Annotated in this window: 20 protein-coding genes and 2 pseudogenes; 13 read left to right on the top strand and 9 right to left on the bottom strand. The window is 40.2% G+C overall.

Annotated features, from left to right (window positions below; translation table 11 throughout):
• Positions 1 to 108 precede the first annotated feature (108 nt).
• Entirely contained in the window at positions 109 to 1,428 is a 1,320-nt protein-coding gene (locus tag CDG77_RS02660) for a hypothetical protein (protein ID WP_094327753.1), read from the top strand.
• 12 nt (positions 1,429 to 1,440) lie between these two features.
• Here the strand turns inward: CDG77_RS02660 and CDG77_RS02655 are convergent, their stop codons facing one another.
• Positions 1,441 to 2,361: a lysylphosphatidylglycerol synthase transmembrane domain-containing protein gene (locus CDG77_RS02655; protein ID WP_094327752.1), complete on the bottom strand. Its 921-nt coding sequence runs from the start codon at positions 2,359 to 2,361 to the stop codon at positions 1,441 to 1,443.
• 324 nt (positions 2,362 to 2,685) lie between these two features.
• Between CDG77_RS02655 and CDG77_RS02650 the strand changes: the two genes are divergently transcribed.
• The 3 genes from CDG77_RS02650 (at position 2,686) to CDG77_RS02640 (ending at position 5,117) form a co-directional block, all read left to right on the top strand.
• Positions 2,686 to 3,285, top strand: a complete 600-nt coding sequence (locus tag CDG77_RS02650; RefSeq protein WP_094327751.1) for a hypothetical protein — start codon at positions 2,686 to 2,688, stop codon at positions 3,283 to 3,285.
• Positions 3,286 to 3,855: 570 nt separating this feature from the next.
• A complete protein-coding gene (locus tag CDG77_RS02645) occupies positions 3,856 to 4,335 on the top strand; it encodes a YbjN domain-containing protein (RefSeq protein WP_094327750.1) in 480 nt (159 codons plus the stop codon).
• 113 nt (positions 4,336 to 4,448) lie between these two features.
• Complete coding sequence (locus CDG77_RS02640) at positions 4,449 to 5,117, top strand: lipoate--protein ligase family protein (protein ID WP_094327778.1); 669 nt, start codon at positions 4,449 to 4,451, stop codon at positions 5,115 to 5,117.
• Here the strand turns inward: CDG77_RS02640 and CDG77_RS02635 are convergent.
• Both CDG77_RS02635 and purH read right to left on the bottom strand, forming a co-directional pair.
• Complete coding sequence (locus CDG77_RS02635; protein ID WP_094327749.1) at positions 5,108 to 5,722, bottom strand: HD domain-containing protein; 615 nt, start codon at positions 5,720 to 5,722, stop codon at positions 5,108 to 5,110. The two genes, CDG77_RS02640 and CDG77_RS02635, sit on opposite strands and share 10 nt — an antisense overlap.
• A gap of 912 nt (positions 5,723 to 6,634) precedes the next feature.
• Positions 6,635 to 8,155, bottom strand: coding sequence for a bifunctional phosphoribosylaminoimidazolecarboxamide formyltransferase/IMP cyclohydrolase (purH, locus tag CDG77_RS02630; RefSeq protein ID WP_094327748.1), 1,521 nt, complete (start codon positions 8,153 to 8,155; stop codon positions 6,635 to 6,637).
• Positions 8,156 to 8,383: 228 nt separating this feature from the next.
• On the opposite strand from purH, the gene CDG77_RS02625 reads away from it, so the two are divergent.
• The 5 genes from CDG77_RS02625 (at position 8,384) to CDG77_RS02605 (ending at position 14,388) form a co-directional block, all read left to right on the top strand.
• Entirely contained in the window at positions 8,384 to 8,962 is a 579-nt protein-coding gene (locus CDG77_RS02625) for a Uma2 family endonuclease (RefSeq protein ID WP_094327747.1), read from the top strand.
• Between the two features lie 239 nt (positions 8,963 to 9,201).
• Positions 9,202 to 9,861, top strand: coding sequence for a DUF488 domain-containing protein (locus tag CDG77_RS02620; RefSeq protein ID WP_094327746.1), 660 nt, complete (start codon positions 9,202 to 9,204; stop codon positions 9,859 to 9,861).
• The gene (locus CDG77_RS02615; protein ID WP_094327745.1) at positions 9,854 to 10,300 is read left to right on the top strand and encodes a DUF488 domain-containing protein; all 447 of its coding nucleotides are present in this window, start codon (positions 9,854 to 9,856) and stop codon (positions 10,298 to 10,300) included. Before CDG77_RS02620 ends, CDG77_RS02615 begins: the two co-directional genes overlap by 8 nt.
• Positions 10,288 to 11,154, top strand: a complete 867-nt coding sequence (locus CDG77_RS02610; RefSeq protein WP_094327744.1) for a dual OB domain-containing protein — start codon at positions 10,288 to 10,290, stop codon at positions 11,152 to 11,154. The genes CDG77_RS02615 and CDG77_RS02610 overlap by 13 nt, the downstream gene beginning before the upstream one ends.
• Positions 11,155 to 11,364: 210 nt before the next feature.
• Positions 11,365 to 14,388 carry a helicase-related protein gene (locus CDG77_RS02605; RefSeq protein ID WP_190233894.1) on the top strand — a complete coding sequence of 1,008 codons (3,024 nt, stop codon included), beginning with the start codon at positions 11,365 to 11,367 and terminating at the stop codon, positions 14,386 to 14,388.
• Between the two features lie 304 nt (positions 14,389 to 14,692).
• Here CDG77_RS02605 and CDG77_RS02600 read toward each other — a convergent pair whose 3' ends face one another.
• The gene (locus tag CDG77_RS02600; protein WP_094327743.1) at positions 14,693 to 14,953 is read right to left on the bottom strand and encodes a GlsB/YeaQ/YmgE family stress response membrane protein; all 261 of its coding nucleotides are present in this window, start codon (positions 14,951 to 14,953) and stop codon (positions 14,693 to 14,695) included.
• A gap of 29 nt (positions 14,954 to 14,982) precedes the next feature.
• On the opposite strand from CDG77_RS02600, the gene CDG77_RS02595 reads away from it, so the two are divergent.
• The 3 genes and pseudogenes from CDG77_RS02595 to CDG77_RS02585 form a co-directional block, all read left to right on the top strand.
• On the top strand, positions 14,983 to 15,699 hold the full coding sequence (locus CDG77_RS02595) for an endo-1,4-beta-xylanase (RefSeq protein ID WP_094327742.1): 717 nt from the start codon (positions 14,983 to 14,985) through the stop codon (positions 15,697 to 15,699).
• A gap of 352 nt (positions 15,700 to 16,051) precedes the next feature.
• The gene (locus CDG77_RS02590) at positions 16,052 to 16,690 is read left to right on the top strand and encodes a peroxiredoxin (RefSeq protein ID WP_012412697.1); all 639 of its coding nucleotides are present in this window, start codon (positions 16,052 to 16,054) and stop codon (positions 16,688 to 16,690) included.
• A gap of 116 nt (positions 16,691 to 16,806) precedes the next feature.
• Positions 16,807 to 17,193, top strand: a pseudogene (locus tag CDG77_RS02585) (Uma2 family endonuclease); the annotation flags it as partial.
• On the opposite strand, the pseudogene CDG77_RS02580 reads toward CDG77_RS02585, so the two are convergent.
• From CDG77_RS02580 to CDG77_RS02565, 4 genes and pseudogenes are all read right to left on the bottom strand, one after another.
• Positions 17,094 to 17,492, bottom strand: a pseudogene (locus CDG77_RS02580) (sensor histidine kinase); the annotation flags it as partial. The pseudogenes CDG77_RS02585 and CDG77_RS02580 sit on opposite strands and share 100 nt — an antisense overlap.
• Before the next feature lie 239 nt (positions 17,493 to 17,731).
• The gene (locus CDG77_RS02575; protein ID WP_094327740.1) at positions 17,732 to 18,433 is read right to left on the bottom strand and encodes a DUF305 domain-containing protein; all 702 of its coding nucleotides are present in this window, start codon (positions 18,431 to 18,433) and stop codon (positions 17,732 to 17,734) included.
• A gap of 448 nt (positions 18,434 to 18,881) precedes the next feature.
• The gene (locus tag CDG77_RS02570; protein WP_094327739.1) at positions 18,882 to 19,346 is read right to left on the bottom strand and encodes a CYTH domain-containing protein; all 465 of its coding nucleotides are present in this window, start codon (positions 19,344 to 19,346) and stop codon (positions 18,882 to 18,884) included.
• A 149-nt stretch (positions 19,347 to 19,495) separates the two neighbouring features.
• Entirely contained in the window at positions 19,496 to 21,079 is a 1,584-nt protein-coding gene (locus tag CDG77_RS02565) for a mechanosensitive ion channel family protein (protein ID WP_094327738.1), read from the bottom strand.
• 744 nt (positions 21,080 to 21,823) lie between these two features.
• On the opposite strand from CDG77_RS02565, the gene dnaN reads away from it, so the two are divergent.
• A complete protein-coding gene (gene dnaN / locus CDG77_RS02560; RefSeq protein WP_094327737.1) occupies positions 21,824 to 22,987 on the top strand; it encodes a DNA polymerase III subunit beta in 1,164 nt (387 codons plus the stop codon).
• 293 nt (positions 22,988 to 23,280) lie between these two features.
• Here the strand turns inward: dnaN and CDG77_RS02555 are convergent, their stop codons facing one another.
• Positions 23,281 to 26,589 (bottom strand): GAF domain-containing protein, encoded by a 3,309-nt coding sequence (locus CDG77_RS02555; protein WP_094327736.1) that lies wholly within the window; start codon positions 26,587 to 26,589, stop codon positions 23,281 to 23,283.
• Positions 26,590 to 26,764 lie beyond the last annotated feature (175 nt).

Raw genomic sequence — 26,764 nt, 5'->3', positions numbered from 1 at the left:
TTGTGTAAAAAGATTACTGAATTTGAGAAGAATAGATTGATGCTACTGTTCGCCAAGGTTAAGCTGATAATAATATGAACAGGAAGCCTTTTTGTCCTGATAACTGGAATGAACGCTAATAGTTTATCAATTAGTCAGGAAAATACCCATAGTGTTACGTCTAACTCTAGCCAGACAAATGTGCAAATTGCACAAGAAGAGGTTTATAGCTTCTTCATGGAAATTGTCAAAAGTTTGTCGCCAGATGATGTTTTACGAGAATTCAAAGGTTTATTTATAGAAGGGCTGGATTTAGAAGATTCCGATTATATCCCCGGAATATATAGTGTTTTTTTAGATGATAACGAACAAGAGCTATGTAATACATTAAAACGGTGCTGCTACATCATAGTTAATAATTGGAAAAGTAATAGGAAAGATAAATATATCCAAGAGTTAGTTAACTTATTTGTTAATGAAAATCTCAAGATAAAGGAGAATAATGCTCCAATAGTAAAAACTTGTAAAACTTGGCTAGAACATTTTGTCAACAGCAAAGACTACCAAGAATTGAAATTATTTGCTGCTAAATATGATGAATCATCTAAAGGTCATTGGGCTAATCGCTATAGTTCTTATTTATTAATCGATCAATCTGTTAATAAGAATAATCCCATAGAGCAACAAGAGGCTGCTAGAAAGCTTTCTAAACAGATAAAAGAAAAATTTAAGTTTGAACTAGCAATGTATATTGCTCGTTCTCAATCTGTCGTTTCAAGCACAGCCCGCTATAAAAATCCTAGTGTTTTGGGAGACCAGGCTCTGCGTTTAATAAAAGCGATTGTTTTAAAAAGAGGTGTTTTTAGTCATGAGAATATTGCCCATATATTTATTAAACAAACTCAAAATCAGACATTGGAAGAATTTAAAATTAATCTCGAAAAATACCTATTTCTCTCTGTAGGTAAACAAGAATCAGTAGAGACTTGGAAACAGCATTTTATAAAAACTTTATCATCATGGAAGAAAGATTACGATCGGGAAGTTGTTACTAAAGAATTGTTTTTGAGAACCTGTAATCGAGTAATTGATTGCTTGACAATAGAAAATGGTAAAGAACCTTCATCATTATTTATCTCATTAATTACCCAAGGTCATGCTTTAACATTGGTAATCATACTTTTAAAAATTATTTTGATTTGTAAAAATTCCCGTAAGCATTTAGAAACTCGAATTGCTCATTTGATTAGGTTTTACGAAAACTATCCTGAAGATGAATGTAAAGGTGTAATCAATTTTATGGAGATTTTTAATATCACCTTTGCGATCTATGCAGAAAACGTAGAATATAACTTGATTAAGATGGAAGAAGAACAAAGCAGTAATCCGCAGTTGAATTTGGATGGTTATCGTGTGTTTTCACAGATGAAAGTAGATAGACATAAATAAGTGTCGCCTAATTTAGGCTTTAGCAAGACGTTCGTCTAACCAAGCGAGGGCAGCGCCCGCAGTTTCAGCTAGAATACTAATAAGGCGATATAGAGCGATCGCACTAAATACTACGGCTGCTGGAAAGTGATGTTGCAAAAGTTGATATGCAGTCGCTTCAAACACACCCAACCCACCAGGCGCACCTGGAATCACAAGCCCTAACAGCCAAGCGCAACTAAAAGCCCCTAACAACAAAGGAATTTGATTCAGATTCAACGAACCTAGGGCGAACATAGTCAATATAAACCCAGTGGCACGTAATCCCATAAAGCCCAGTTCTCCTAATAAAGGTCGTACAGGGTAGCTTTTAAGACTTAAGGGAATAGTTTCTTCAGTGGTAGCAACAGACTTTTTTGCTTTCAATCTGTACAAAAAACGAATAACTGGGTTTAAAAACCAAGGATGAATCGCACAAAGAACTACAGCTAGACTCAGTAATTGTAGTATTTGGATAACAAGGGTAGTATTAGCTGCTGCAAATTGGCTACTGCATAAGACAATGATGATTAAAGCCGCTGCTAGCATGAGTAGGGGTTCTAGCAAAACGCTTAAGGTAGCTGCACCAGCCGAGACATTGGCATTTTTGGCGGCGACAATTCGCCCGTAGTAATGCCAGATATTACCTGGTAAATACTTAGCGATGTTCGTTTTTAGGTAAACTTGGATAAATTGGGGAGATGATACAGGTTGATTTAACTCTTGCAAAATCCAAGTCCAGATCCAGCCTGCCCAAGTATGTGCTAGTAAAGTTATGCCTGTAGCGATCGCTATAATTGCCCATCCTACCCCATCTATGTGGATAGCAGTCACTCCAATCCAATTATCCTTCAAGGCTTTGGCTAAAAAAAACAGCGTTCCCCCCAAAATTATCCAGCGTAAAAATTGCTTCATGAATTTAGTAATTTAACGGTGAGCAACAACGGCTGAATACCTCAAATTTTATAATACCCAAAGCTTTTGAAGCATCAAACAGGTTGAAGTAGTTCTTTTTACGACAACCATATTATTTTAATTTATATCTTCCTACAGTTAGATAAAGTTATTCCTTTTGTACTAATTAATATGTGACTTGCGCTAGAGGTAAAAATTATTTCACTATTTATATTATTAGGTAAAGTTATTATTCATTTCTGAATGCTTGGGATACAAAAATAATTCCAAATGCTATCTTAGTTGAAGTCTAACTCGATCGCAAAAATACAAGGAGTGAGAACTATGAAAAAAGCAATGAATTGGCTGAAAAACATTCGTCCCTTGAAAGTTTTAACTGTTCTTTTAGTAGGAATATTTCTATTTACTGCACAAGCTTGTGGTGCTCCAGGAGTAGCATCACAGCCACCACAGATGGGTTCTCAAGCACCTAATACCGAACGATACGATCCTACAAAAGATTATCCTCTTTCCTCCCCGGCTGGTGGAATCAATAACTTTAGTGATGTAGATCCCAGAGCGAGAGATGAAAAGGCAGCAAATGATAAAGCTGAGGCACTAGTAAAAAATGCTCAAAAAAATATTGAGCAGAAGGGAATCGACAGCCGAGAGCAATATGGTCGAAATTTCCAACAAGGTACACCCCTTGGTGAAAGAGTGAAGAACTTGGGTGAAGATATCGGCAGTTCAGCTGATGAAGTCCGGGAAGGTTTAGTTAAAGGGACTCAGCGCGGATTTGAAAATCTCAAGGGAAATACCCAGAATGCTGCCGAAGACTTAACAAAAAATGTTCAGCGTGGGGCTGAGGATACTGGTAAAAATGTTCAGCGCACAGCTGAGGATGCAGGCAATGCAGTGAAGAGAACAGTTAAAGACGTTGATTGAAATTAGTCTTTAAATCTTCTACAAAAATATGAACCTGCCCACAGACTAAAGTCTGCGGGCATCTGAAAAAAGTCTGCCTACGCAGGCTTTTTTCAGTTAAAAAGGCGTTTAGAAACCACGTCTACACCAGGCTCTAGGTCAATACTACTACTAGTTTGAACCTCGCGTGACTTTTAGTCATGCGATTCCTGCTTCATAGATCCCTGCCTAAATTGCTCGCTTGTCTTATGGGTTCTCCACAGGCGTTTTGAAAGTCTCCGACGCACCTGCGGCGACTTTTGAACAAGTATCTTAAAGATTTTACCTACTACAAGGATGCGGCACAATGTACCTATTTCTCAGTAGAACCCCATATCTTTAGTTGTCGTGGTTCTGTTAGCTTGGTTTTCGCTATGCATATAATGTATCAGAATATGGAAAGCTTGTCTCATTACTGGAAGTCACGAGTGTGCAGCTTGCAGAAATCAACAGTAGATCGAGAATCTGTAAAAGGAAGCTCAAACTAACTGCGTCTACAAGTTATAAAGTATGTGTAGATGAAACAGCAAGTATGTCGAGAAAAAAATCTGTATGACAAGCTACCAAGAACCCCTAACTAGTAACGAATCCGTTAATGAGTTAATCGCCGAGACGACAAGCGTTAACCATCTGGAAGTAATTGAAAATGTCATCGACTCTTTAGAACAAGATGATAGTGCGATGGTTAGCCGTACCCAAGAGGGTGGTTATCTCTGGAAGTTTAAGTACGGAAGTGTGGAAGTATTTGTCCAACTCAACGGCACAACCGATGAAGACACCATAACGGTTTGGTCTGCGGTGCTAAATTTACCTGCTAAAGACGAACCTAAATTGATGCGTTATCTGTTGGAGTTGAACTGCTCTAGCACTTTTGAAGCGCGTTTTGGTATTATTGAGAACCGAGTGGTTGTGATTTCAACACGCACCTTAGCGGAATTATCTCCTGGCGAAGTATCTCGGCTGATTACCATTGTGGCAACGATCGCAGATAACAACGATGAAGCTTTACAAACTGAATTTGGTGCAACTTGACTAATCGCTTCTCTCCTAACTCCTGTACAGACGCGATTCATCGCGTCTCCTAACCCTTGAATTCTAAAGTGTGGCGACTAATTCCTTTGCTAGAGGCGACTGGCAATGTGCAGATGGCGATTGACCGATGGTTACTAGAACAACACCAGTCTGGAAAGCATCCGTCAACTCTACGCTTTTATACTTGGTCGCCATCTGCCATTTCTCTTGGTTATCATCAACGCCAATACCCTGAATATTGGCAAAATTTGACTTGGCAAGGGGATAAACTGGATTTGGTGCGCCGTCCGACTGGTGGACGGGCGGTGTTACACCAAGGTGATTTAACTTACGCTGTAATCACATCTGGAATTACGGGTAATCGCCTCCAGGTGTACGAAAAAATTTGTGAGTTTTTAATTCAAGGCTGGCGATCGCTCGGTGTAGAATTACGTTACGGTACAGAAGGGCGAGGTTATATCCACAACCCTAACTGTTTTGGTACAGCAACCAGTGCAGATTTAGTTTTGCCAGATGGTACTAAAATCATTGGTAGCGCTCAACTGCGACGTGGTGGGACAATTTTGCAACATGGTTCCATCCGTTTGCAACCTGATACCGAACTGTTTGCTCAAGTATTCGGTGCAAAATCTTTTACAACTGGACAACTGCCTCAAAATTTGAGTGTGGAAAATATTATTGCAGTTTTAGTTGCCGCAGCTAGTGATTATTTTGATGTGCAGATAGAGTTGCAACCCCTTTCTTCATCTGAGTGGGAAGAAATTTTGGTATATCAACCCTGACTCTTGAGTGTAATAGTCTCTTTTAAATACCCTGCTGCGACGCAATCATCAATCAATTGCAGGACAAAGGGCCAAAGTTCCGGCGCACCACTTTCTACAGGTGCTACCCGTTTCATCACCTGGTCGCGGCTAATGCCATGAATAAGCCAAGTCCCACCCTGAGTTTGCTGATTGTGCAGTAAAGGCTGTATCCGGTCTAGGGCTGCGGCAAATTTAGCAGTAAGTGTTTCTCCTGTTTCAAACTCATCCCAAAGTAAACGCAATTCCCTACATCCATCTGCTGGCAAAAGTCCGAATAAACGCAAGGCTGCTTGTGCTTCTCTTTCTGCTTTGCTGTCGTTACCCTGCACATCGTAACAAAAGGTATCACCTGCATCAATTTCTACCAAATCGTGAATTAGCAGCATTTTGATGGCATGGAATATATCAACACCCTCTGGGGCATATTCAGCTAATGCGATCGCCATTATAGCTAAATGCCAAGAATGCTCTGCACTATTTTCCCGGCGTGACCCATCCATGAGTAGGGTTTGGCGCATCACCTGTTTCAATCGATCGATCTCGATAATGAACTGAATTTGTTGAGTCAGCCGATTGATTTGCACCTAAATTTATAGTTTTGATTGCGGGTGGAGTTTACTAGATTTTGGACTGTAGATAATTATCTCAATAACTCCAGCAAATCTGCAAGTAATTTTTCCTGCATCCGAATTAAAAAGCGCCTGGGAGTGTTGCCGTGTTTCCACCCCAGGCGCTTTTTATTCTCAACTTGCTCCTCACACAAATAGATACTATCACTGCTGCAATCAAAAGGTGAGTATATTGAGTGACACTTTCAAAACTGAACTAAATAATCTAATTCTTTATACTTTTATCCGCAAATTAAAAAATGCCTGGGAGTGTTGCCGTGTTTCCACCCCAGGCATTTTTTATTCTCAACTTGCTCCTCACACACAACTAGACTATATCACTACTTCTATTAAATGGCAAGTACATTGAGTAACATTTTCAAAACTTCACCAGCAATCACATTTCTGAAAAATTAAAAAGCGCCTGGGAGTGTTGCCGTGTTTCCACCCCAGGCGCTTTTTATTTTCAACTTGCTCCTCACACACGATTAGACCCTATCACTACTTCTATCAAATGGCAAGTACATTGAGTGACATTTTCAAAACTTCATCAGCAATTACATTTCTGAAAAATTAAAAAGCGCCTGGGAGTGTTGCCGTGTTTCCACCCCAGGCGCTTTTTATTTTCAACTTGCTCCTCACACACGATTAGACCCTATCACTACTTCTATCAAATGGCAAGTACATTGAGTGACATTTTCAAAACTTCATCAGCAATTACATTTCTGAAAAATTAAAAAGCGCTTGGGAGTGTTGCCGTGTTTCCACCCCAGGCGCTTTTTATTTTCAACTTGCTCCTCACACACGATTAAACGATATCACTAGTTCAATTATAAAGAAAGTATATAGTGTGACACTTTCTTAACTGCACACTATATCAGCAGTGACTTAGTGTAAAAAGTGACGTACACCAGTTAAAACCATAACTAAACCCAGTTCGTTAGCAGCAATGATAGAATCTTTATCGCGCAAACTTCCCCCTGGTTGGACAATGGCTGTAATTCCTGCGGCTGCGGCTGTTTTGACTGAATCATCAAAGGGGAAGAATCCATCACTGGCGAGAGTTGCACCTTGGGCTTTTTCTCCAGCTTGTTCTAGAGCAATTTTTACTGAGCCGACGCGGTTCATTTGACCAGCACCTACTCCTAGTGTAGTGCGATCGCTTGTCACAACAATGGCATTAGATTTAACGTGTTTGCAAACTTTCCATGCAAACAGCAATTCGGCTAATTCGCTGTCGGTGGGTTGACGTTCGGTAACAACTTGCCATTGACTAGTATCAGCAATGATGTCATCGCTAGCTTGGACAAGGAAACCACCTGCGATCGCTTTTACGGTATCCTTAGTCCCACTGCTCAAATCAGCTAGAGTCAAAACTCGCACGTTAGATTTCTTAGCCAGGATTTCTTGAGCTTCGGTATCACAACTTGGTGCAACCACACATTCTAAAAATGTTTTAGTTAACTCGCTAGCTGTAGCCGCATCAATCGGACGGTTGAGTGCGACAATCCCCCCAAAGGCAGAGGTAGAATCAGCATTGAAAGCTTTTTGGTATGCTTCTGCAATCGTGCTTCCCAGCGCCGTACCACAGGGGTTTGTATGTTTGATAATCGTTGCTGCTGGGGTATCAGTGAATTCCGCAATAATTCGGCGTGCGGCTTCTAAATCAACTAAGTTATTGTAACTAAGTTCTTTGCCTTGCAGTTTTGTAGCGGCTGCCCATCCCGTTGGAGTAGTACCAGTTTGATACCAGACGGCGGGTTGATGGGGATTCTCACCGTAACGCAGAGATTGTAATTGTGTACCGCTAAGGGTGTACTGCTGTGCTTCTGTGAGGTAAGATGCGATCGCGCGATCGTAACTAGCAGTGTGCGAAAATCCTTTTAAAGCCGCCTTTTGGCGAAACTCTAGGGATGCCACGCCGTTGTTTTGGCGCAATTCCTGCAAATACTCGTCATACTGTGCCGGATCGCATAATACAGCGAGATGGGCGAAGTTTTTTGATGAGGCGCGTAGCATTGCTGGGCCACCGATATCAATTTGTTCAACAGCTTCTAATAATGTTACCCCTGGTTTAGCGATCGTTTCCTCAAAGGGATATAGATTCACCACCACTAAATCAATCGGGCGAATTTGGTTATTTTCTAAATCTGTAATATCTTGCGCGACATCTCGCCGCGCCAAAATTCCGCCGTGAATTCGGGGATGTAGAGTTTTGACTCGGCCACCTAAAATCTCTGGTGAACCTGTGTAATCTGCAACCTTAGTAACAGGGAGTCCCGCATCTTTGAGTGCTTGGGCTGTTCCCCCACTGCTGATTAAATCAAAGTCGAATTCTTCAACCAAGCTACGGGCTAGGTCAATTATACCAGTTTTGTTAGATACACTCAGCAGGGCTAGACGCGCCATTGATCGATTCCTTAAAAGTAGGCTAGAAGCGAAGGATCTCAAGTTTTGCATAAGCCTTGCTTTACTTCAAGACTATGAGGAATAATATTGACTCGTGTAATTTATATGCTTACATCCCCCACAGTTAGCACTGTCGAAGATGCTGGAAATAAGGATTCAGTAGGCTTAGTCTCTAATATTTGCGATCGCCTAAACTAAAAGTAAGCATCTTTTACCCACATAACACCTATGGTTCAGTCTTCTAATCAACGCCTAACCCTAGAAGAATTTCTCGCACTTCCCGAAGGAGATATTACATACGAGTTTGTTAACGGTGAAGCTGTACCCAAGTATAAAGATAATCAAATGTCACCAAAATTTTTTCATGGCTCGACTACTGGTGCTTTATTTATACTATTGTCTGCATGGGCACAAACAAAAGGTCGGGTTGTGATTGAATGGGCAATTAAACTAACACGAAATCAACAAGATTGGATGCCTGTAGCCGATCTGACCTATATTTCTCATAACCGTCTTCCTGCTGATTGGCTATTAGATGAAGCTTGTCCTGTCGCACCTGAATTAGTCATCGAAATCATTTCACCTGGTCAAACTTTTGGTGAAATTGCCGAAAAAGCGACTGATTATCTGAAAGCTGGCGTTTCTCGTGTTTGGGTGGTTGATACAAAAGCTAGAACTGTAACTGTATTTGCGCCATCTTCCTTACCGATTACTTATCGTTCTCATCAAATAATTACTGATGATTTACTACCAGAATTGGAAATTACCCCTCACGCAATCTTTCAACGCGCTGGCTTAAATCCTTAAAATTTTATTATGAATCAGAATAAGCTAAAGTCTTGGCAATGAAAAAATAATTGATAACCTGAATATTATAATTATGTATTGGCTATTTACATAACCTAAATTGAATGAGGCTTTGAACACTGTTTAAGGTGGTGGACTTATTCAAAAATATTATGACGATGATACTTATGGGTGGTTGAATTGGAAAAGATAAGAAAAGCTATACTATTGATAATTACATCCGCAATTGGTGTTATGTTATGGAACTATTCACTATTGGTCACTCAAATCACAGCATTCAAGCTTTTATCGAGCTTTTGCAAAACCATGATGTAACTGCTCTGGCTGATGTGCGATCGCACCCCTATAGCCGTTACTTACCCCACTTTAACCGTTCAATCCTTAAAGATTCCCTCTCAAGTGCAAATATTCATTATGAATTTTTAGGGCAAGAACTAGGGGCTAGACCAGAAAATCCAGAGTGTTATGTTGATGGTAAAGCTGTATATGAAAAGATTGCTGCTACTGAGTTATTCAGCAAGGGGATTAAACGTGTACTCAGAGGTGTCAAACGTTATAATATTGCCCTGATGTGTGCAGAAAAAGATCCGATTGTTTGCCATCGGGCGATTTTAGTTTGTCAACATTTGCGAGGTGAGCATAATTTGGCAATTAATCATATTAAAAGTAATGGAGATTTAGAATCACATCATAAGCTTGAAGACAGATTATTAGCTAAACATGGGTTAAAAAAATTAGCTCTTGTACCAGCTTCAGTTCAGTTATCTCTTTTTGGTGATATTCCATCTAATAATCAGCCCGATAATTTGCTATCAAAAGAGGAATCTATCCAAGAAGCCTACAGGTTACAAGGTGATGAAATTGCCTATGTAGAAAAAAGAGGAAGTGAACATGAATAATTCCATTAACTTATTCACAATCGGTTTTACGCAAAAAACCGCCCAAAAATTCTTTGAAACTCTCGTTAAATCTGGGGTCAAGCGAGTTATAGATACACGACTGAATAATGTCTCTCAATTAGCGGGATTTACCAAAAAGTCAGATTTAGAATACTTTCTGCAAAAAATTGGCAATATTGAATATACTCACATTATTGAACTAGCACCTACAAAAGAGATTTTAGACGAGTATAAGAAAAATAAAGGTGATTGGGCAGTTTATGAACAGAAGTTTCTTAGGTTGATAGCTGAACGAGAAATTGAGAAGAAATTTAAACCAGAAATATTAGATGGTGGATGTCTTTTATGTAGTGAAGCTAAACCCCATCAATGTCATCGTCGCTTAGTAGCAGAATATTTAAATGGCAAGTGGGGAAATGTCAAAATATGCCATCTTTGAAGAAAATTGTTTGTCTTGCCAATTCTAAGAAAAATGGCGAGCGTTGCATTGCTGGCATTGATTTGGATACTGGTAATTGGATTCGTCCAGTATGTATTCGTGACGGTTATTCTGATGATGGTCGAGTCCCAAGAGACGTTCGACTTGTGGAAAGGAGAGAACCAGAATTATTAGACATTCTAGAAATACCTTTAGCGGATGAAGGTAATAACTTTGACTTTGAAAGTGAGAATTTAACCATACTATCAGGAGAATGGAGACTATTAGGCAAAGCTAAACCGACTGATGTATTTCAATATTGTGGAAACTATCCTTATATTCTTCATAATCGGAAGAAATATGTCAATGTGTCTGAACTCCAATCTCTACCGTTTCGGCAAAGACGTACACTACAACTGCTTCATGTTGTCAATTTGTCTGTACAGTCTCAAGGAATTAAGCAGTGGAAAGGTTCGCTAGAAACTGCTTCTGGTCAAAAGTTAACAGATGCTAAAATTACTGATCCTATATTTATTGAAAAACTAGAAACGGGATACCAAATCACAAATGATTATTTAGTGACAGTTAGCTTGGGTATGCCTTGGGCACATGATAATTGGGAAGGTGAACCTCCTTGCTGGAAACTCATTGCGGGTGTGATAGATTTTCCGAAATTTGCAAGTCAACAAAGTGATTTAATTGCTCAAACAGATAAGGAAATAGAGCGAATAGGTTGGGATATAGATCAAGGACGTAAGTATTTGCAGCAAACTTTTAATAAGATATCCCGCCAACAGTTAAGTTTGGAGGAATTAACTCAATTCTTGAATTATCTTAAATCTATCCCTGATGACTTTGATAATCTGCCCTTTTGATTAGATAATCAATATCTGAAATAGCTAATCCTTCTTCTTGATCGTCTGAGGAAAATAAGCAGTATCATGCAGTCGCTTGTCTCGACCCCTGTGAAATAGCCTTGCCAATCTGGTGCTTGGGCTTTTAAACTCTTGCATTGACTTTTACACGCTACATAGTTCTTGCATGAGAAGCTACCATTCTCAAGCTCTCAAAGTCAACACCCTAGTGTGGAACCTGAACCAGATACTAGAGCCAAGTTAATGCAATCATTGGGAAAAGCATATTGCCAGGCTAAACATTCAGATGATGATGTGCCACTCGATCTAGATGCAGAAATTCGTTTGGTGTTCACAAAGCTAGTGCGATCGCTACCGTCTGCTTTTAAAGAACAAGCACAACATCTAGCTGAAAAACCAACTCTAGGACAATACTCTCACTTTCTCTTTCAGGAGAATGTGACGGATTTTTACAATCCAATGAGTGAAATTAGCAAAGCTGAGGCGATCGCATCTATTGAAGACAACGAGGCATTACATCAGTTTTTTGGAAGCAATCCAATTACACAAATAGCTAATTTTGTCAATGAAATCAATCCAGATAAGGCAACAATTCCTCTGCGACAAGTACACGAGGCAGCAGTATTTGCTGGTATAACTTCTGCTCAAGTCGGTAAAATTAACGTCCTAGCTTTGGAAGGAAATCCGGGTATTGGTAAAACCACTGCTGTGATGAAATTTCTCAAACAGCAGACTCAAGGTTTCTTATTTTTGTATCTCAGTCCGCGAGTTGTAATTAATCGAGATGTTACCGACAAACTTGCTAGAGAAAACAATCATCCGACTGGCATATTAACCATCACCAGCAATAAAAATTTGATTGTTGCGGCTCCCGAATGGTATAAAAAACAGGTTCAGGAAAACAACTTTCCAGATCGCTGTATCGACAGTGCCGTTGTTGTCGATGGTATTGAAAAACTCACACTTCCTGATAGCAATATCTTCTTTCTCAATCCAGAACAAGAACATGACATTGATTGCAATATAGTCGGCTCGACTCGATTTAAACGCCGTCTTAACGAAAGGGATTACAGCGTAGAATCTCTTTACAGTCCTGGTGTATTGGGTACCATAGCAAAGTCAGCCCGAAAATTGCTCGAAGCCAATCCCAAGGTTAATCAACTGGTGATGACTGCTGCTATCCAAGGTTATCGGACGCTTAACGATCAATCAACCACAGTTAATGCCTTCAATAATTTGTTTGCAAAAAAAGCTGATACTAAGCCTGGAAAAAAGGAACGTTCAGCATTTGCAGGGCGAATTCCCACTATAGTTGTCATGGTAGATGAACTTACTGGTGATGGTGCAGGAGCGCCCTTTGTCCGTAAGTTAGCAGAATGGTTGGAACAGCAATTTATTAAACCGTTTGATACAAATCAATCTCCGTTTAAAATTGTGCTGATTCTTGCTGATGCCTCACTCAGCAATGAAGTTGTGTTGGATAGCTTTTTGAACTCAGGCGATCGCGCTCCTGATAAAGTACTAATTAGTCAAAGTCGAGGTGAAGCGCCGTTTCGGGTGACAGGTACTCATACAAAAATTGGCCCCAAAAGACACCCAACGCTACACGTCATGACAAATAGTTATCCCGCCAGTCAACTCAGTATTGATTACAGTATTAGGCTGTCGCACATTAAACCAGGCCAAAACAGTGACGGCACAGAGCAGACAATTAGACAAGCAATTCGAGAAAAATCAGAAGAGGAATCGCTAACTAATGCCTACTTAGAAATCAAGGATGGGTTACAACAGGGAGCAGAGCAGTTAATTTTCTTTGCTCAGGATAAAGCTTTTCTACGTCAGTTGCAGGAAAAATTAACCACTGGTAAAGAAGCTCTGGTAAACAGAGAACAGGTGGAGGTTCTGGATCAAAGTGTATCACCCGATCGGCGATTGCAATTAGTCAAGCCGCCACGACGGGATGAAGTTCGAGTTTTTCTCATGACTTCTTCAGGCGCAAGAGGTGTTTCTTTCCCGAAAACAGATTGCATCGTAGCTGCAATTCCCCGATTTAATATCGAAGCCGCTTTAATGGAAGTCGCGCAATTAATTTATCGGGGTAGAGGAATGTATACAGATCCAGAAACCGGAATGGAAGTTTCTGGAGATAACAAAGATAGACGCTTAGTTATGCTAATCAATGATTTCATCATTGAAAGAGAGGATATTGATCCTAAAAGACTATGGTTGCGTCAATCCAGCGATTTATTGACTTTGCTGGTAATGTTGCGCTCTACAATTCACACCCGCATCAAAGGTGATGCCGGACTTAATAAAAACCGAATTGCATTTGTCCCAGTTGGCTCTGTTGGCGATGAGGAATTGCTGCGTTTAATGTCTGATGATGTCTTAGATTTCTTGCGTGAAGCCAAAATTTTTATCAGCGATAGTCATCCTCAAGAAGCAAAAGCAATTGTGAAAAAAGCGGAGCTGTTAACTGGAAACATCTTTAAACATTTTGACTTGAGAGGTCAATCATTAGAGAGAAATGCTAAGTCCTATGCAAATTATCAAACTTTACAAGCTTTGGTCAAAACTGTTTCTAGAATTTCGAGCCGATTGTTACCATCTTTAGATAACGACGAGCTACAGATACCGGATAATCTAACTTGTATCGGCCCTTTCTGGATAGAAGATTGGAGCGATCGCCAAACTGAAGAAATATTTAGCTTTGAAGCATGGAAAGCTGATGTTAAACAAAATAGCAGTCGTCTTTTAGGATCGTTAAAAGAAATTGCCGAAAGCAAGAAGTTCAAATTTCCCTCAAAACTCAAACGTCCTGCCAACGAACTGTATAAACTATTGAGTCGAGAACAAGAGGGATTTGTTATTGAATCTTCGACACGTCAAGCATTAAAAACTAAAAACATAGTTATTGGCTTACCTCTAGACTATCCCCATTTCTGGGATGAACAATCAGAAGATGATATGCGCCAACAGGTATTACAAGATCCGCAAGCTTGGAGAAGTGCGCTAGGACGCTCTCTAACTCCTCAAGGCTTAATCATACCCGTAGTACCTCACTATCGAACATTTCCTTGGGTAGCTGTGGCAGGTAGACGGATTTTTACACAACTAGAAACAGTTTTTAGCGATCGCTATTTTATGGCATCCAGCGAATTGAATCTTCTGAACACCATCCTGCTTGAAGATGAAGCAGATAAAAATAGTTATTTAAACAAAAAAACAGGCTAAAAAATAATTAATGCGGCACTTCAGTTCGGTGTTGCTTGCAATCCAAACTTACAGGAATTTCTATCACCACTGGAGATTACCAAGCTTTACCATTCATGCTCTTAAAAGTGGGAGGAGACAAGGGCGATTCAAGAGTTTGAACGGAAGTTTCTTTTGTGAGTGTTTAGCAACTTGTAAACGTTACTGCAAATAATAGCGCCTACCTAAATATAGGTAAGCGCTATTGTTTTATTTCAATTCAGGGATAAAATATAGTCAAATGAGTTCCCTGATTTTTACTATTAATTAATTCAAATTTAATTTCTTACAAAGCACTGCGGCTAGTTAACGCATTCCACAAGAAAACAGCGACAATTGCGCCAAGAACCGCTACTGCAATACCGGGAATGCTTAAAGTGGGGGCAGCTAATGCCAAGGTTCCTGTACTGAAAAATACACCCAAACTACCACCAATAAAAGCACCGATAATTCCTAATAAAATTGTTGCTAAGATTCCACCGCCTTGATGACCGGGGTAGATAGCCTTTGCAATAGCACGGTCATACTCTTCTTTGGAATCAGGCATTACCTAGCTGGGTTTCTTTTCCCCCCACAATGCAACAACTGCAAGAACATGTTACTGGGGTCATGGGACATTATAAGAATAGCCCCGTTTTAAAGTCTTGGGATATTACTAATGAAATTATCGCTGCTAATCCAAATCAAACCAATGATGCTATCTATGGTTTACTTCCAGGATTAACACCGGAATATATTCTGGAATTGTTTAAATTTGCGGCTTCAGTTGATAGTAATAAGCTATTTTACCTAAACGAGAGTAGTATGGAAGGCGCTTCATGGAGAGCAGACCGATGGTTAGCGTTGATCGAATACTTAAAGAATAATGGAGCTAAAATCGACGGCGCAGGTATAGAATCGCATCTATGGTTTTCTACTGCATACCCTTTTGATGCTAAAGGATTTAGTTCTGTCTTAAAAAGACTTAACGATCTTCAAGTGAAACCAGTAATTACGGAATTAGATATTATCATTGATTTCCCATTACCCAACACTATCCAAGAGTTAGACCGGATGGTAGCTGACAGTTACACGCGATATCTCGATTTATGCTTTGCGGCTAATGTTGATACTCTAATTACATGGGGGATTACCGATCGTTATAGCTGGATACGCGATCTCAATTACATGCCAGGAAAATTTAAAACCGATCGAAGTCGCCAGCAATTTTTGCGTCCGCTTCCCTACGATCGGAACTTGCAACCTAAACTTGCCCGCAATGCTATTGCCCAAGCTTTTCAGCAAGCAACTTAGAAACTTCTCAAAATATTGTATTTATGGCGGACAAAGTTTATCATAATTCTGCAATAATAATGTGGAAATGTTGCAACTCAATCAGGCTAGACTTGCAATAGCTTGTAGTCAGCTATCGCCCTGATATTGGCAATCCTCTATGTAAGGAAAAACCTATAGGGAAAACATATTAACTAAGAGCATATATGTGTATTTTAGTCAATAGTTTTTATCTGTCTTTCGTCCTTTATCTGAGAGCGCTGACAACCTAAAATTTTGTTTCAAACTGCTAAAGTCCGATTGGGAAATCGGGGTTTTATGTCATGATGGCATACTAGAATATATATGCCTTTCTAACTACAGGGAATCTCACATGGCTCTCCGTCTAGGTGACACAGTACCCAACTTTACGCAAGCCTCAACACACGGCGACATCGATTTTTATCAATGGGCAGGTGACAGCTGGGTTGTGCTGTTCTCTCACCCTGCTGATTTTACACCTGTTTGTACAACAGAACTCGGCACAGTTGCCAAGCTAAAACCAGAATTTGACAAGCGTAATGTCAAAGCGATCGCACTCAGCGTTGATGACGTAGAATCTCACAAAGGCTGGGTGGGAGATATTGAAGAAACTCAAAGCACCACCCTTAATTACCCAATTTTGGCGGATGCAGATCGCAAGGTTGCTGACCTTTACGACATGATCCACCCCAATGCTAATGCGGCTGTGACAGTGCGCTCGGTTTTTGTAATTGACCCCAATAAGAAACTCCGTCTGAGTTTCACGTATCCTCCCAGCACGGGACGCAATTTTGACGAACTTTTGCGGGTGATTGATTCTCTGCAATTGACTGATAATTACAGCGTGGCGACACCAGCTGACTGGAAAGATGGAGAGGATGTTGTAATTGTCCCCTCACTCAAAGATCCAGAAGTACTCAAAGAGAAATTCCCCAAAGGTTACGAGGAAATAAAACCATATCTGCGGATGACTCCTCAGCCTAACAAGTAAATCTGAAAATGATTTCGGATAATAAAGCAAAGGCGCAAAGATATAATTTTGCGTCTTTGTTTTTTGCGTGAGAATATAGTCAGTAGGCTAGGCATCTGAAGCTGGAGGAAACCCCGATGTTCTCATCTCCTTTGGTTTTGCAAATTCCATCATCAATGCAAATGACAGACGAACAATTTTTTGAATTCTGTCAAGTGAATCGTGACTTACGCATTGAGCGCAATAAATTTGGAGAATTGCTAATTATGCCTCCTACTGGTTCTGAGACAGGAAACCGAGCAGGTAATATATCTGGGCCGTTGTGGGTTTGGTCAGAACAAAATGGTACAGGTATAACTTTTAGCTCTAGTACCGGGTTTAAGCTATCAACAGGTGCAGAACGCTCTCCAGATGCTTCCTGGATTCAACTAGAACGGTGGAATGCTCTTTTGGTAGAACAACAAGAACTACCTTGGTGTGACTTAATAATTGCCTTAGCGATCGCTAATCCTAATCCAGAACCGCCAGTTTTACGGGAGCGATCGCTATTTACCCGGTAAAAGCGATCAAAAATCCGAGTCAGTTCCTGGTAGGGAATGCCAATACCTGTATCTTGAACCTGAATAACAGCACAATTTTCACCGCGTTCTAAGACAACAGTCACCTTTCCAAATTGTGGCGTGTATTGAATTGCATTGATAATTAAATTAGAAACCAGACGATAAAGTCGATCGGAATCACCGACAATATTTAAAGGTTGCTCGACTCGGATTGCAGATGTTAGTGTGACTTTGGCAGAAAATGCGATCGCTGCAAATTCCTCGGATTCCCGATCGCGAAACTTTAGAACAAGAAACAACGGCTTGGTACATTCAGCGTAATCATTCGCACTCATTCCGTAGATTGGCAGTTCACAACAGAGGATGCCCGCATCCGTCTCAAGCGTCTTTATCCACAAATAGAAAATTGACAGACCACTAGACAATAGCCTTAAGGACTTCCAACCAAGAAAATATCCTCTCTATTTCTTCTCTCTGTGTTCTCTGCGTCTCTGTGGTTCGTTTACTTCTTGTACCAAGCTTTTCGCCACTGTTGCATTTCTTTAATCTCTATCTCTTGGGCTTTAACAATTTCTTGAGCTAATTTCTTGATTTCAGGGCGCTTAGACTTACTTAAAGCATCTTGCCCCATTTTTACAGCCCCTTCATGGTGAGGAATCATCGCATTGATAAAGCGCAGATCAAATTCAGCATCAGCTGCACCTAAATCCTGACTCATCATCATGCCTTTCATTTGATCGGACGACATCTCCATCGGATGGCCCATTTGGCTGTTGTAAGCCATTGGTTTATCTCCCGCCTTGGGATACCAAGCTTGTCGCCACTGCTTCATCTGAGTGATTTCTTGGTTTTGCGATTTGATGATATTGTCTCCTAGCTTTTTGATTTCAGGACGTTTTGATTTCACCTGCGCTTCTTTAGCCATTTCCACAGCCCCTTGATGGTGCGGGATCATAGCGTCGATAAATCGTAAATCAAAATTAGCATCGGCTGGGCCTAAATCCATTCCCATACTGTGATTCATCATGCCACCACCGTGATTCATCATCTGCTTGTCGTTAGCATTGGTGGTGGTAGTTGCCTTTGGTGCTTGGCTTTGGTTCTGGGAAGCAGTACTAGTACAGCCTGTGATTAACCCACCGGCTGAAGCGATCGCACTAAAGGTTAACACTAAAAAGCCATTCCTCAAAGATAGCAGTTGCATAAGTCTCACCTAATAAGTTTCCTAGTTCTATATTTACTTATTAGTTTGGCAGCCAGAAATGAAATTAGGATGAATCCCCAGCGAATTAAACCACCCGTATGAAGTCTATGTAATATCAGGGGCGTTGCCAAAAAATGGATAAAGTCGAGATTAGAGGATATTTGAAAAGTTCGCTTGTCGGCATCAAAAGTTTTAGATCCCTCTAATTAGATAGCGGACATAGTTCAGTGCTGACAGAATTATATACGTTAGGTCTTTTTACAAAATTGGGATATTCCCAATTTTTTCACCATTGGGGACTTCCAACAAATAAATTACCCAATCTTGTGGGGTATTTTTTATCAGGACTTACAGGTAACGGAAAATCGAACCACAAAGGACGCAGAGGACACGGAGAAATAAGAGTTTCAGAGAGTTCTTGCGTAAGTCCTATTTATTTAGAAGTCCATTACCATTGTGAAAAAGGGTGTTTTACTAAATTGCTGTTAAAATATCTGGAGTCATCAGAAACTTCTTGTCCAATCCAGTTTGGTAGTTCAATTTGTTGATTTTCATCATTGAGTTCAACTTCTGCTAATATTAATCCTTTGTTAACACCGTCAAACTCATCTATTTCCCAAATCAAACCACCAAACTCGATTTTATATCTGACTTTTTCTATAAAGGGACGTTCACATAATGTCTCAAGTATTTCTTGAGCATCTTTCACAGGAATAGAATACTCAAACTCTAATCTCGAATATTTGATACTGGGGCCCTTAATGGTCAAATAACTTTTTTCACCTGCTATACGTATACGTACAGTTGTTTTGTCTTGTGTGGCAATGTATCCTTGACGATATACACTACCCTCGGCTAATCCTCTCCAACTATCTCCTCTAACTAAATATTTCCGCTCTATTTCTTTCGCCATTTTTACAATACCTTCGCTAAAAAAAGACTATGAATAAAGAGGGCTGATGTACTAGAGTTGTTGTCTTTGAAACATCAACTCTAAAGCTACAAGCAACTCATATTCGACATCCTATCATTATTACAAGTTTACAAAAACTTACCTTAATTCTAAGATTCGCTATTTTCAACACGTAGAGGAATCGTAATTCCTTCTCGCATGAAAGCATCAGTAAAAATTTTCCTGAGAACGCGCTGTATTTGAAGATGCTTTCCTGGTTTTACTTTCGTTAACGTCCGTAGCAATAAATTTGACTCTCCGATGCTCTCTACTCCATCTACCAACGTAGGTTCAAGTACAGCAAGATCATTTTCTTTTAACTGTTCTCCTACTTCTTCAATCACTTTGTAGACATGAGCTAAATTACATTCATAAGGCACGCTAATTTCCACCACTGCAAAAATATACTGTTTAGAGTAGTTGGTGATTGAGCCAATATCGCCATTACGAATAATTTGTAATTGACCATTTGGGTGTCTGACACGAGTTGTTCTCAATTCAATAGTTTCTACAAACCCCTCTACAAGTTTGTCTTCCGCTTTCCCAGCCTGGATATAATCACCGACTAAGTAATAATTTTCAAACAGAATAAAAAAGCCGCAGACTATATCGTTAATTAATGTCTGCGCCCCAAAACCTATAGCGACACCTAGAATACCTGCACCAGCGAGTATGGGAGCGGGATTGATATCGAGGGTATAAAGGATGGAAACAATAACACCAAAATAAACTAAGTATTGTAAAAAACTACGAATGAGAGGAACGAGGGTAAGACGTCTGCTTGTTTGAATGTCGCCGAAATTTCCGTCTTTGAATAATACCTCTTCAATAAGTAAGTAAATGACCTCAAACAAAACACGACTGATGAATATAATTCCGATTATCTTAACGATTCTAGGCCCGAAAACTGCAATATAGGCGATGAATTGAACTTGCTGGATCGCTAATGTCGCTACGCAGATATAAATCACAAATTCTAGACACCGCTTCAAAAAAGGGATTAGGTGTCGTAGGCGATCGTAAAATCTTAAAATGTTATCAGGACTAGAATATCTTATACTTAAAGCATCTAGGCTATCAACAATAGCAGTAATTGCTTTAGGTATAAGTAACCCAATAGCAACGATTAGATAGATCCGCAGTAGTATATACAGATATTCAGATACTACTACTGGTACCTTGAGAAACTTGGTACACAAAATAACAGCCCATAGCCAGATACCAGCAGTAACAATACTATTGAGGTTGTTAAAGAAAGTATCAATACTTTGATCGTCGGTAGTACTTTGTTCAATATTTTTAGCTCGAATGCAAGCTACCTGAAAGCAATAGCTTACTAATTTCAGAATAATTGCCGCTAAAATCAAAATACCAATGCTCTGAGCACTACCAATTCCTAAAGTTACCCAAAATGCTGATGGGATACGCTCAATTAATAAGAGTGTATATTGTTGTATTTTTTCGCCTCGATAAAGTAGAAAACCATTAGCACCTATAATCAGAATACAGATTAGCAAACAAGTGAGTATTAAAAACGCATTAATATTTCGATGCAGAATTTTGATAGTTCTTCCCTCGCCTCTAGTTAGGGAGTTTTTCTTAATTTGCTTGAAGACGTTGTTTAGAAGCCAGTTCGCTAAAAGGAAAACGAAGATTACAAGACTGACTTCAGCCAAGATAATTAATAAATCCATATTTTTAAGATTAAGATCGAGAAGCCTACTGATTAGCTCTTGCTGAATAAGAATATATTTTAGGGTAAGTATGTCTATAAAAAATGGCGCTCTGAGAAAATTCCCAAATTTGACCAGACTCGAGAGCGTAGACACGTAGTTAGTTACTCCAATCGCTTTGCAAAGATTCAGCAAGGGGTGTCAACTCAAGGTAGCCTGACCTATCTTCAGCAAATATACCAACACTAGCAAGGTAACTTAGTAGCTAGGAGAGCGATCGCACTAACATTTTTCAATTAGGTGAATGAGAAAATCACAGATAAATTTGTATTTTCTCTCGCAGCATAAAACTCTTTGGAAAGCTACATACTGCTTTTTTTCAATACGTATTTTACGCTATATAATCTCCGGTCATAATATCATATCAGCAGCAGCAGGAGAAGACAAGGACAGTTAAGACAGTTAAGTAGAGAGTTAAGATAACTAAGCAGGTCGGCGGAAATATTTGTTGTCAGGATAAAGAGGGAGCAGGAATTAGGATACGAGAAGGAATAGGGTTTTAGCCTAATTCATTTTTTTAGATAGTTTTGTTTATTTAAACCACATTTTATATAGCGATCGCACCAAAAACCCTGACAACAGATGAACTCCATAACATCCATGCCTACTGGCGGGGTGCAAACTACCTTTCCTGTTAGCTTTAGCTTACGTAGTTTCCTAGACGCGAAGGATGTTACGATATCCTTCACCAGCTGAATCTGACTTATGAAATTAGTTTGCTCCCAAAGCGATCTCAGTACAAACCTCTCACTCGTCAGTCGTGCAGTACCTTCACGACCAACTCATCCAGTACTTGCTAATGTGCTGTTACAAGCGGATGCTGAAACTAACCAAGTCAGCTTAACAGCCTTCGATCTCAGCTTGGGAATCCGCACCAGCTTTAACGCAGAGGTATGGCAAGGAGGTGCGATCGCACTTCCTGCTAAGTTACTTGTAGATATCACCTCTCGTCTTCCAGAAGGCGAAATCACCTTAGACGATGAATCAGCCCTTACAGGTGCAACATCCAGTGGAGAAGGTTTAATAGTCACACTCACACCCAAGAGTGGACATTACCAAGTCCGAGCAATGGGGCCTGAAGAATTTCCCGAACTACCTGTAATTGAAAATACCGAAGTAATCCATCTCACCACCGCCGCATTAATTGAGGGATTACGGGGTTCATTGTTTGCGACGAGTGGTGATGAAACTAAGCAAGTACTCACAGGAGTCCATTTAACAGTTAAACAAGATACCCTAGAATTTGCAGCTACCGACGGACATCGCCTAGCAGTGGTAGAAACTAACAACGAACGTCCTTTAGGTGGAACTAGTCAATTAGAGGTGACAGTACCAGCGAGAGCATTACGCGAACTCCAACGAATGCTAGCTCATAGCGCCTCATCAGATGAACCTGTAGCTTTATATTTCGATCGAGGTCAAGTTGTCTTTGCGTGGCAAAATCAACGCTTGACTAGTCGCACATTAGAAGGGCAATATCCTGCTTATCGACAATTGATTCCGCGTCAATTTGAGCGAGAAGTGACAATTGAACGGCGACAATTCGTCAGCACTTTGGAACGGATTGCTGTGCTAGCCGATCAGAAAAATAATATTGTCAAGGTCAGTATTGATAGCGAAGCTCAAGAAATTACCTTATCTTGTGAAGCTCAAGATGTGGGGAGTGGTAGAGAGTCAATGCCGGCACAAATTTCTGGAGAAAATATTGAAATTGCCTTTAACATTAAATATTTGATGGAAGGCTTAAAAGAATTACCATCTTCTGAAATTCAAATGCATCTAAATCAAAGCCTGACTCCAGTTATTTTTACACCATTGGGTGGTTTGAAAATGACTTATTTAGCTATGCCTGTGCAACTTAGAAGTTAGAGGTTATTTATCGACTAAAAATCCAATTAGATCGTTTCCGCTTGATTGCTTATTAAACCCGAAGAACCCCACCCCCGCCAAAGCTACGCTTTGTCTCCCCTCCCCGCTTGCAGGGAGGGGTGCAATGACTGTGGTTAGCATAACTAATTATGCGGACATGATATTACTCTAGAATGAAATGTCTTTTAACCCTGATTTAGATCCCCAACTTCTTCAAAAAGTCGGAGATCGAGCAATACGGTTTAGCTAAAGGTCAAAGTCTTTGCCAATGACCAATGACCAATGACCAATGACTAATGACGAATTTGTTTAACCGGAATTTCAATCCAAAATTCTGTACCTAACCCTGGCTGAGAATCACATTTAAACACACCACCATGTTTATCTACGACAATTTGATAACTAATTGATAACCCTAAACCAGTGCCTTTACCCACTGGTTTAGTAGTAAAAAATGGGTCGCAAATTCTTGCTTTTAGGGTTTCGGGTATTCCTGGGCCATTGTCTGCAATGCGAATAACTACGCTTTTAATATTCCCTTCCATCTCTGCGATCGCAGTCTGGATCGTAATTTGACTGCTATGAGGTTTTGATGTAGACACTCTATAATCTTCTAGAGCATCGATCGCATTGCTCAAAACATTCATAAAGACCTGATTCAGTGGCCCGGCATAGCACTCTACTAAAGGAAGGTTGCTGTATTCTTTAACTAATTTAATCGCCGGACTTTCCGGTTTTGCTTTTAAGCGATGCTGCAAAATTAGCAAGGTGCTATCAATGCCCTCATGAATATCAACTGGCTTCATTTCTGCCTGATCGAGGCGGGAGAAATTCCGTAAACCCAAGACTATCTGCCGGATGCGATCGATGCCAATTTTCATAGAAGATAAGGTTTTGGGCAAATCCTCAATGAGAAATTCTAAGTCTATCTCAAATGCGCGATCGCGAATCTCAGGGTTGGGGTTAGGACAATTTTGCAAATAGAGGTCTAATATACCGAGTAAATCTTCGGCATAATCATTAACATGATTGATGTTGCCATAAATAAAGTTCACCGGGTTATTAATTTCATGAGCAACACCAGCTACCAGTTGACCTAATGAGGACATTTTCTCAGTTTGGATCAGTTGGGTTTGAGTTTGCTTTAAATCATTCAGAGCTAAAGCCAGCTTTTCTGTCTGCTCTTTGGTCTGATTATGCAATTGAGCTTGTTGGAGCGCAACCCCAAGCTGATTGGCAATTTGAGTGATAAATTTAATTTCCGAGGCTTCCCAATGACGGGGGGCAGAGTTCTGATAAGCTGCTAGCAAGCCCCATAGCTGTTGTCCGATAAATATAGGTGCGATCGCATAAGCCCTGGCTTGAATTTGCTCTAGAACTGCAATGTGACATTGAGAGTGGCCAACTTCATAGATATCATCAACTGCAAAGGTTTCATTGTGACGATATCGCCCACCTTGGGTTTCCTGCAAATAGCTATCTTGCCAAACTGTCTTGGTATCAGAACCTACTAGCTTTATCCAACCATCACCCACAAACTCGGCGATATATTCACCACTCCAATCAGCCTGGAAGCGGTAAACTGCAACTCGATCCGCTTGTAATGATTTACAGATTTCTTGGGTGGTTGTCTGAAAAATCGCATCTAGATCGAGAGATTCCCTAACTTTTGCCACAACTTCAAACAATACCCGTTGTTGTTCTGCTGCTTGCTGCAAATCTAACGTCTGTTGTCGTGTCTGAGTAAGTAATTCAGCTTGCTGGAGTGCTACCCCCATTTGAGCCGCAATCTGACTGAGAAAGTTAACTTCAGAGGTTTTCCATTGCCGGGGGCCAGTGTGTTGATAAGTTGCTAGCAAACCCCAAAGTTTTTGCCCAACAAAAATCGGAGCAAGCACAAAAGCGTGAATTTGAAACTGCTCTAAATTGTCGATATGACACTTAGCAAATCCCATCTTGTAGATGTCATCGACTGCAAATGTTTCATTGTTGCGGTAACGTCCTCCCTGTGTATCTTGTAAGTAGGTGTCATTCCAAATTGTATTAATACCTAATTCGGACTCATTCGACCAATATGGACTAGCAGCCTCGAAATCCCCGACAAATTCACCACCCCAATTAGAATCGAAACGATAAACCGAAACGCGATCGGCTTTGATTAATTGACAAACTTCTTTAGTAGTGGTTTGAAAAATAGTATCTGTGTCCAGAGATTCTCGAATCTCGGCAATAACTTTAAATACAGCCTGTTCTTGTTCAGATGTCCGTTGTAACTCAACTGTACGTCTTTTAACTTGTTTTTCTAAATTTTCATTGAAGACTTGTACTTGTTGGTATAGTTCATACTGCTGAACTGCTGAAGCAAAGTGTTTACCCAAGTTTCTAGCCAGTTCAATTTCTTCAGCCGTCCATTTTTGAGCTTGTGCTTTTTTAGATTCGCGCCAAACCTCAAAGGATTGTCGGGGGTACAGTTGCCTTTGATCGCTGTCATACTGCCCCGCCCATAGAGTTTCTGTCTCTATTTCGTTGCGGAAAATACTTAAATAGCCCAGTAACTGCTGACGATATTGGAGTGGGATCATCAACATGCTGCGAATTTTAGTTGGTTGAAAAGCAACTTGCAAAGTTCGCAAGCCAGGAGTGTTATATATATCTAAAATCGGCCAAACATCGTATTTACCGGACTTGTAGTGTTCTTGCCAGACACTATACTGCTCTATGAGTGGATATATAGTTTGTTCTGGCATCACAGGTTGCTGTCCACAGATATAAAGCTTGATACAAGTATTTCCTGGTATTAAGCATTCTGTTAAGTTAGTCACGTTGCCATTGTGGAAATCAAAAGCTTCATTTCTAATGCAAAGCCTGCCACCAACGCCATTAAAGGCAGCAACAGCCGCTTCTAGGGCTGGTTGTAATACAATCGTCGGTAGTGAATGCAGCAGCGTAGCAATGCGATTTACGATCCTTTCTTGTTCGGCTGTTTTGCGGACTTGAGTGAGCAGGGAACTTTGAGCGATCGCTACTGACAGCTGATCGACTACCATTTGTACTGCTTCTAGTTCATATTCTGAAATCAAACGCTCTTGGGAATTATGAGACACCAGCAGCCCCCAAAGTTGATCTTGATAAAGAATAGGGGCTACTACAGAGGACTTTACCCCCATTGCTTTCAAATATTCAATATGGCAGGAGTCTACAGAACGGTAACGAATCTCCTCTGATATAGTTTCTCCATTATCCAAGTCACGCAAGTGAATTTGACCAATTTCTTGAGTATCAACATTTACAACAGAACGCACCCGTGATTTAACAAATAGTTCGCGGGCGTTGAGTGGAATGTCATCAGCCGGGAAATTCAGCCCCAGTAATGATGGTAAACGATTATTATAGATAGACTCAGCAATGACCTGACCATTGCCATCGGCATGAAATTTGTAAATCATCACTCGGTCAGTTTTTAGGAGCGATCGCACCTCTGCCGTTGTCACTGTGATAATTTCTTCAAACTCTAAGCTTCGTCGGATACGGTTTGTAATCCGGCGGAGTAAACTTTCTTCATGACGATACAAGGATAAATCTTGTTCAGGTTTGGAGGTCATTGCTTATAACAAAATCAATTAATAATTTGTAAAATTGACATAATAAAATCTAATTCCATTTTGAGATTTATGTAAGTAATTTGTCTTCAGTAAAACTACGGTCAAACCATTAAGAAAAATATTTATTTACCTTTTCTAAAAATTTATCAAAACATCACAAAAACAGACGCTAAAA

The sequence above is a fragment of the Nostoc sp. 'Peltigera membranacea cyanobiont' 213 genome, from assembly GCF_002245975.1.
GTDB lineage: Bacteria > Cyanobacteriota > Cyanobacteriia > Cyanobacteriales > Nostocaceae > Nostoc.
Note: the sequence above shows the minus strand (reverse complement) of the source record. Positions and strands in the feature narration are given on the sequence as shown.

Coding starts and splice junctions, on each gene's coding strand:
- CDG77_RS02660 (WP_094327753.1), top strand. CDS start 109: ATGAACGCTAATAGTTTATCAATTAGTCAGGAAAATACCCATAGTGTT.
- CDG77_RS02655 (WP_094327752.1), bottom strand. CDS start 2,361: ATGAAGCAATTTTTACGCTGGATAATTTTGGGGGGAACGCTGTTTTTT.
- CDG77_RS02650 (WP_094327751.1), top strand. CDS start 2,686: ATGAAAAAAGCAATGAATTGGCTGAAAAACATTCGTCCCTTGAAAGTT.
- CDG77_RS02645 (WP_094327750.1), top strand. CDS start 3,856: ATGACAAGCTACCAAGAACCCCTAACTAGTAACGAATCCGTTAATGAG.
- CDG77_RS02640 (WP_094327778.1), top strand. CDS start 4,449: ATGGCGATTGACCGATGGTTACTAGAACAACACCAGTCTGGAAAGCAT.
- purH (WP_094327748.1), bottom strand. CDS start 8,155: ATGGCGCGTCTAGCCCTGCTGAGTGTATCTAACAAAACTGGTATAATT.
- CDG77_RS02625 (WP_094327747.1), top strand. CDS start 8,384: ATGGTTCAGTCTTCTAATCAACGCCTAACCCTAGAAGAATTTCTCGCA.
- CDG77_RS02620 (WP_094327746.1), top strand. CDS start 9,202: ATGGAACTATTCACTATTGGTCACTCAAATCACAGCATTCAAGCTTTT.
- CDG77_RS02615 (WP_094327745.1), top strand. CDS start 9,854: ATGAATAATTCCATTAACTTATTCACAATCGGTTTTACGCAAAAAACC.
- CDG77_RS02610 (WP_094327744.1), top strand. CDS start 10,288: ATGCCATCTTTGAAGAAAATTGTTTGTCTTGCCAATTCTAAGAAAAAT.
- CDG77_RS02600 (WP_094327743.1), bottom strand. CDS start 14,953: ATGCCTGATTCCAAAGAAGAGTATGACCGTGCTATTGCAAAGGCTATC.
- CDG77_RS02595 (WP_094327742.1), top strand. CDS start 14,983: ATGCAACAACTGCAAGAACATGTTACTGGGGTCATGGGACATTATAAG.
- CDG77_RS02590 (WP_012412697.1), top strand. CDS start 16,052: ATGGCTCTCCGTCTAGGTGACACAGTACCCAACTTTACGCAAGCCTCA.
- CDG77_RS02575 (WP_094327740.1), bottom strand. CDS start 18,433: ATGCAACTGCTATCTTTGAGGAATGGCTTTTTAGTGTTAACCTTTAGT.
- CDG77_RS02570 (WP_094327739.1), bottom strand. CDS start 19,346: ATGGCGAAAGAAATAGAGCGGAAATATTTAGTTAGAGGAGATAGTTGG.
- CDG77_RS02565 (WP_094327738.1), bottom strand. CDS start 21,079: ATGGATTTATTAATTATCTTGGCTGAAGTCAGTCTTGTAATCTTCGTT.
- dnaN (WP_094327737.1), top strand. CDS start 21,824: ATGAAATTAGTTTGCTCCCAAAGCGATCTCAGTACAAACCTCTCACTC.
- CDG77_RS02555 (WP_094327736.1), bottom strand. CDS start 26,589: ATGACCTCCAAACCTGAACAAGATTTATCCTTGTATCGTCATGAAGAA.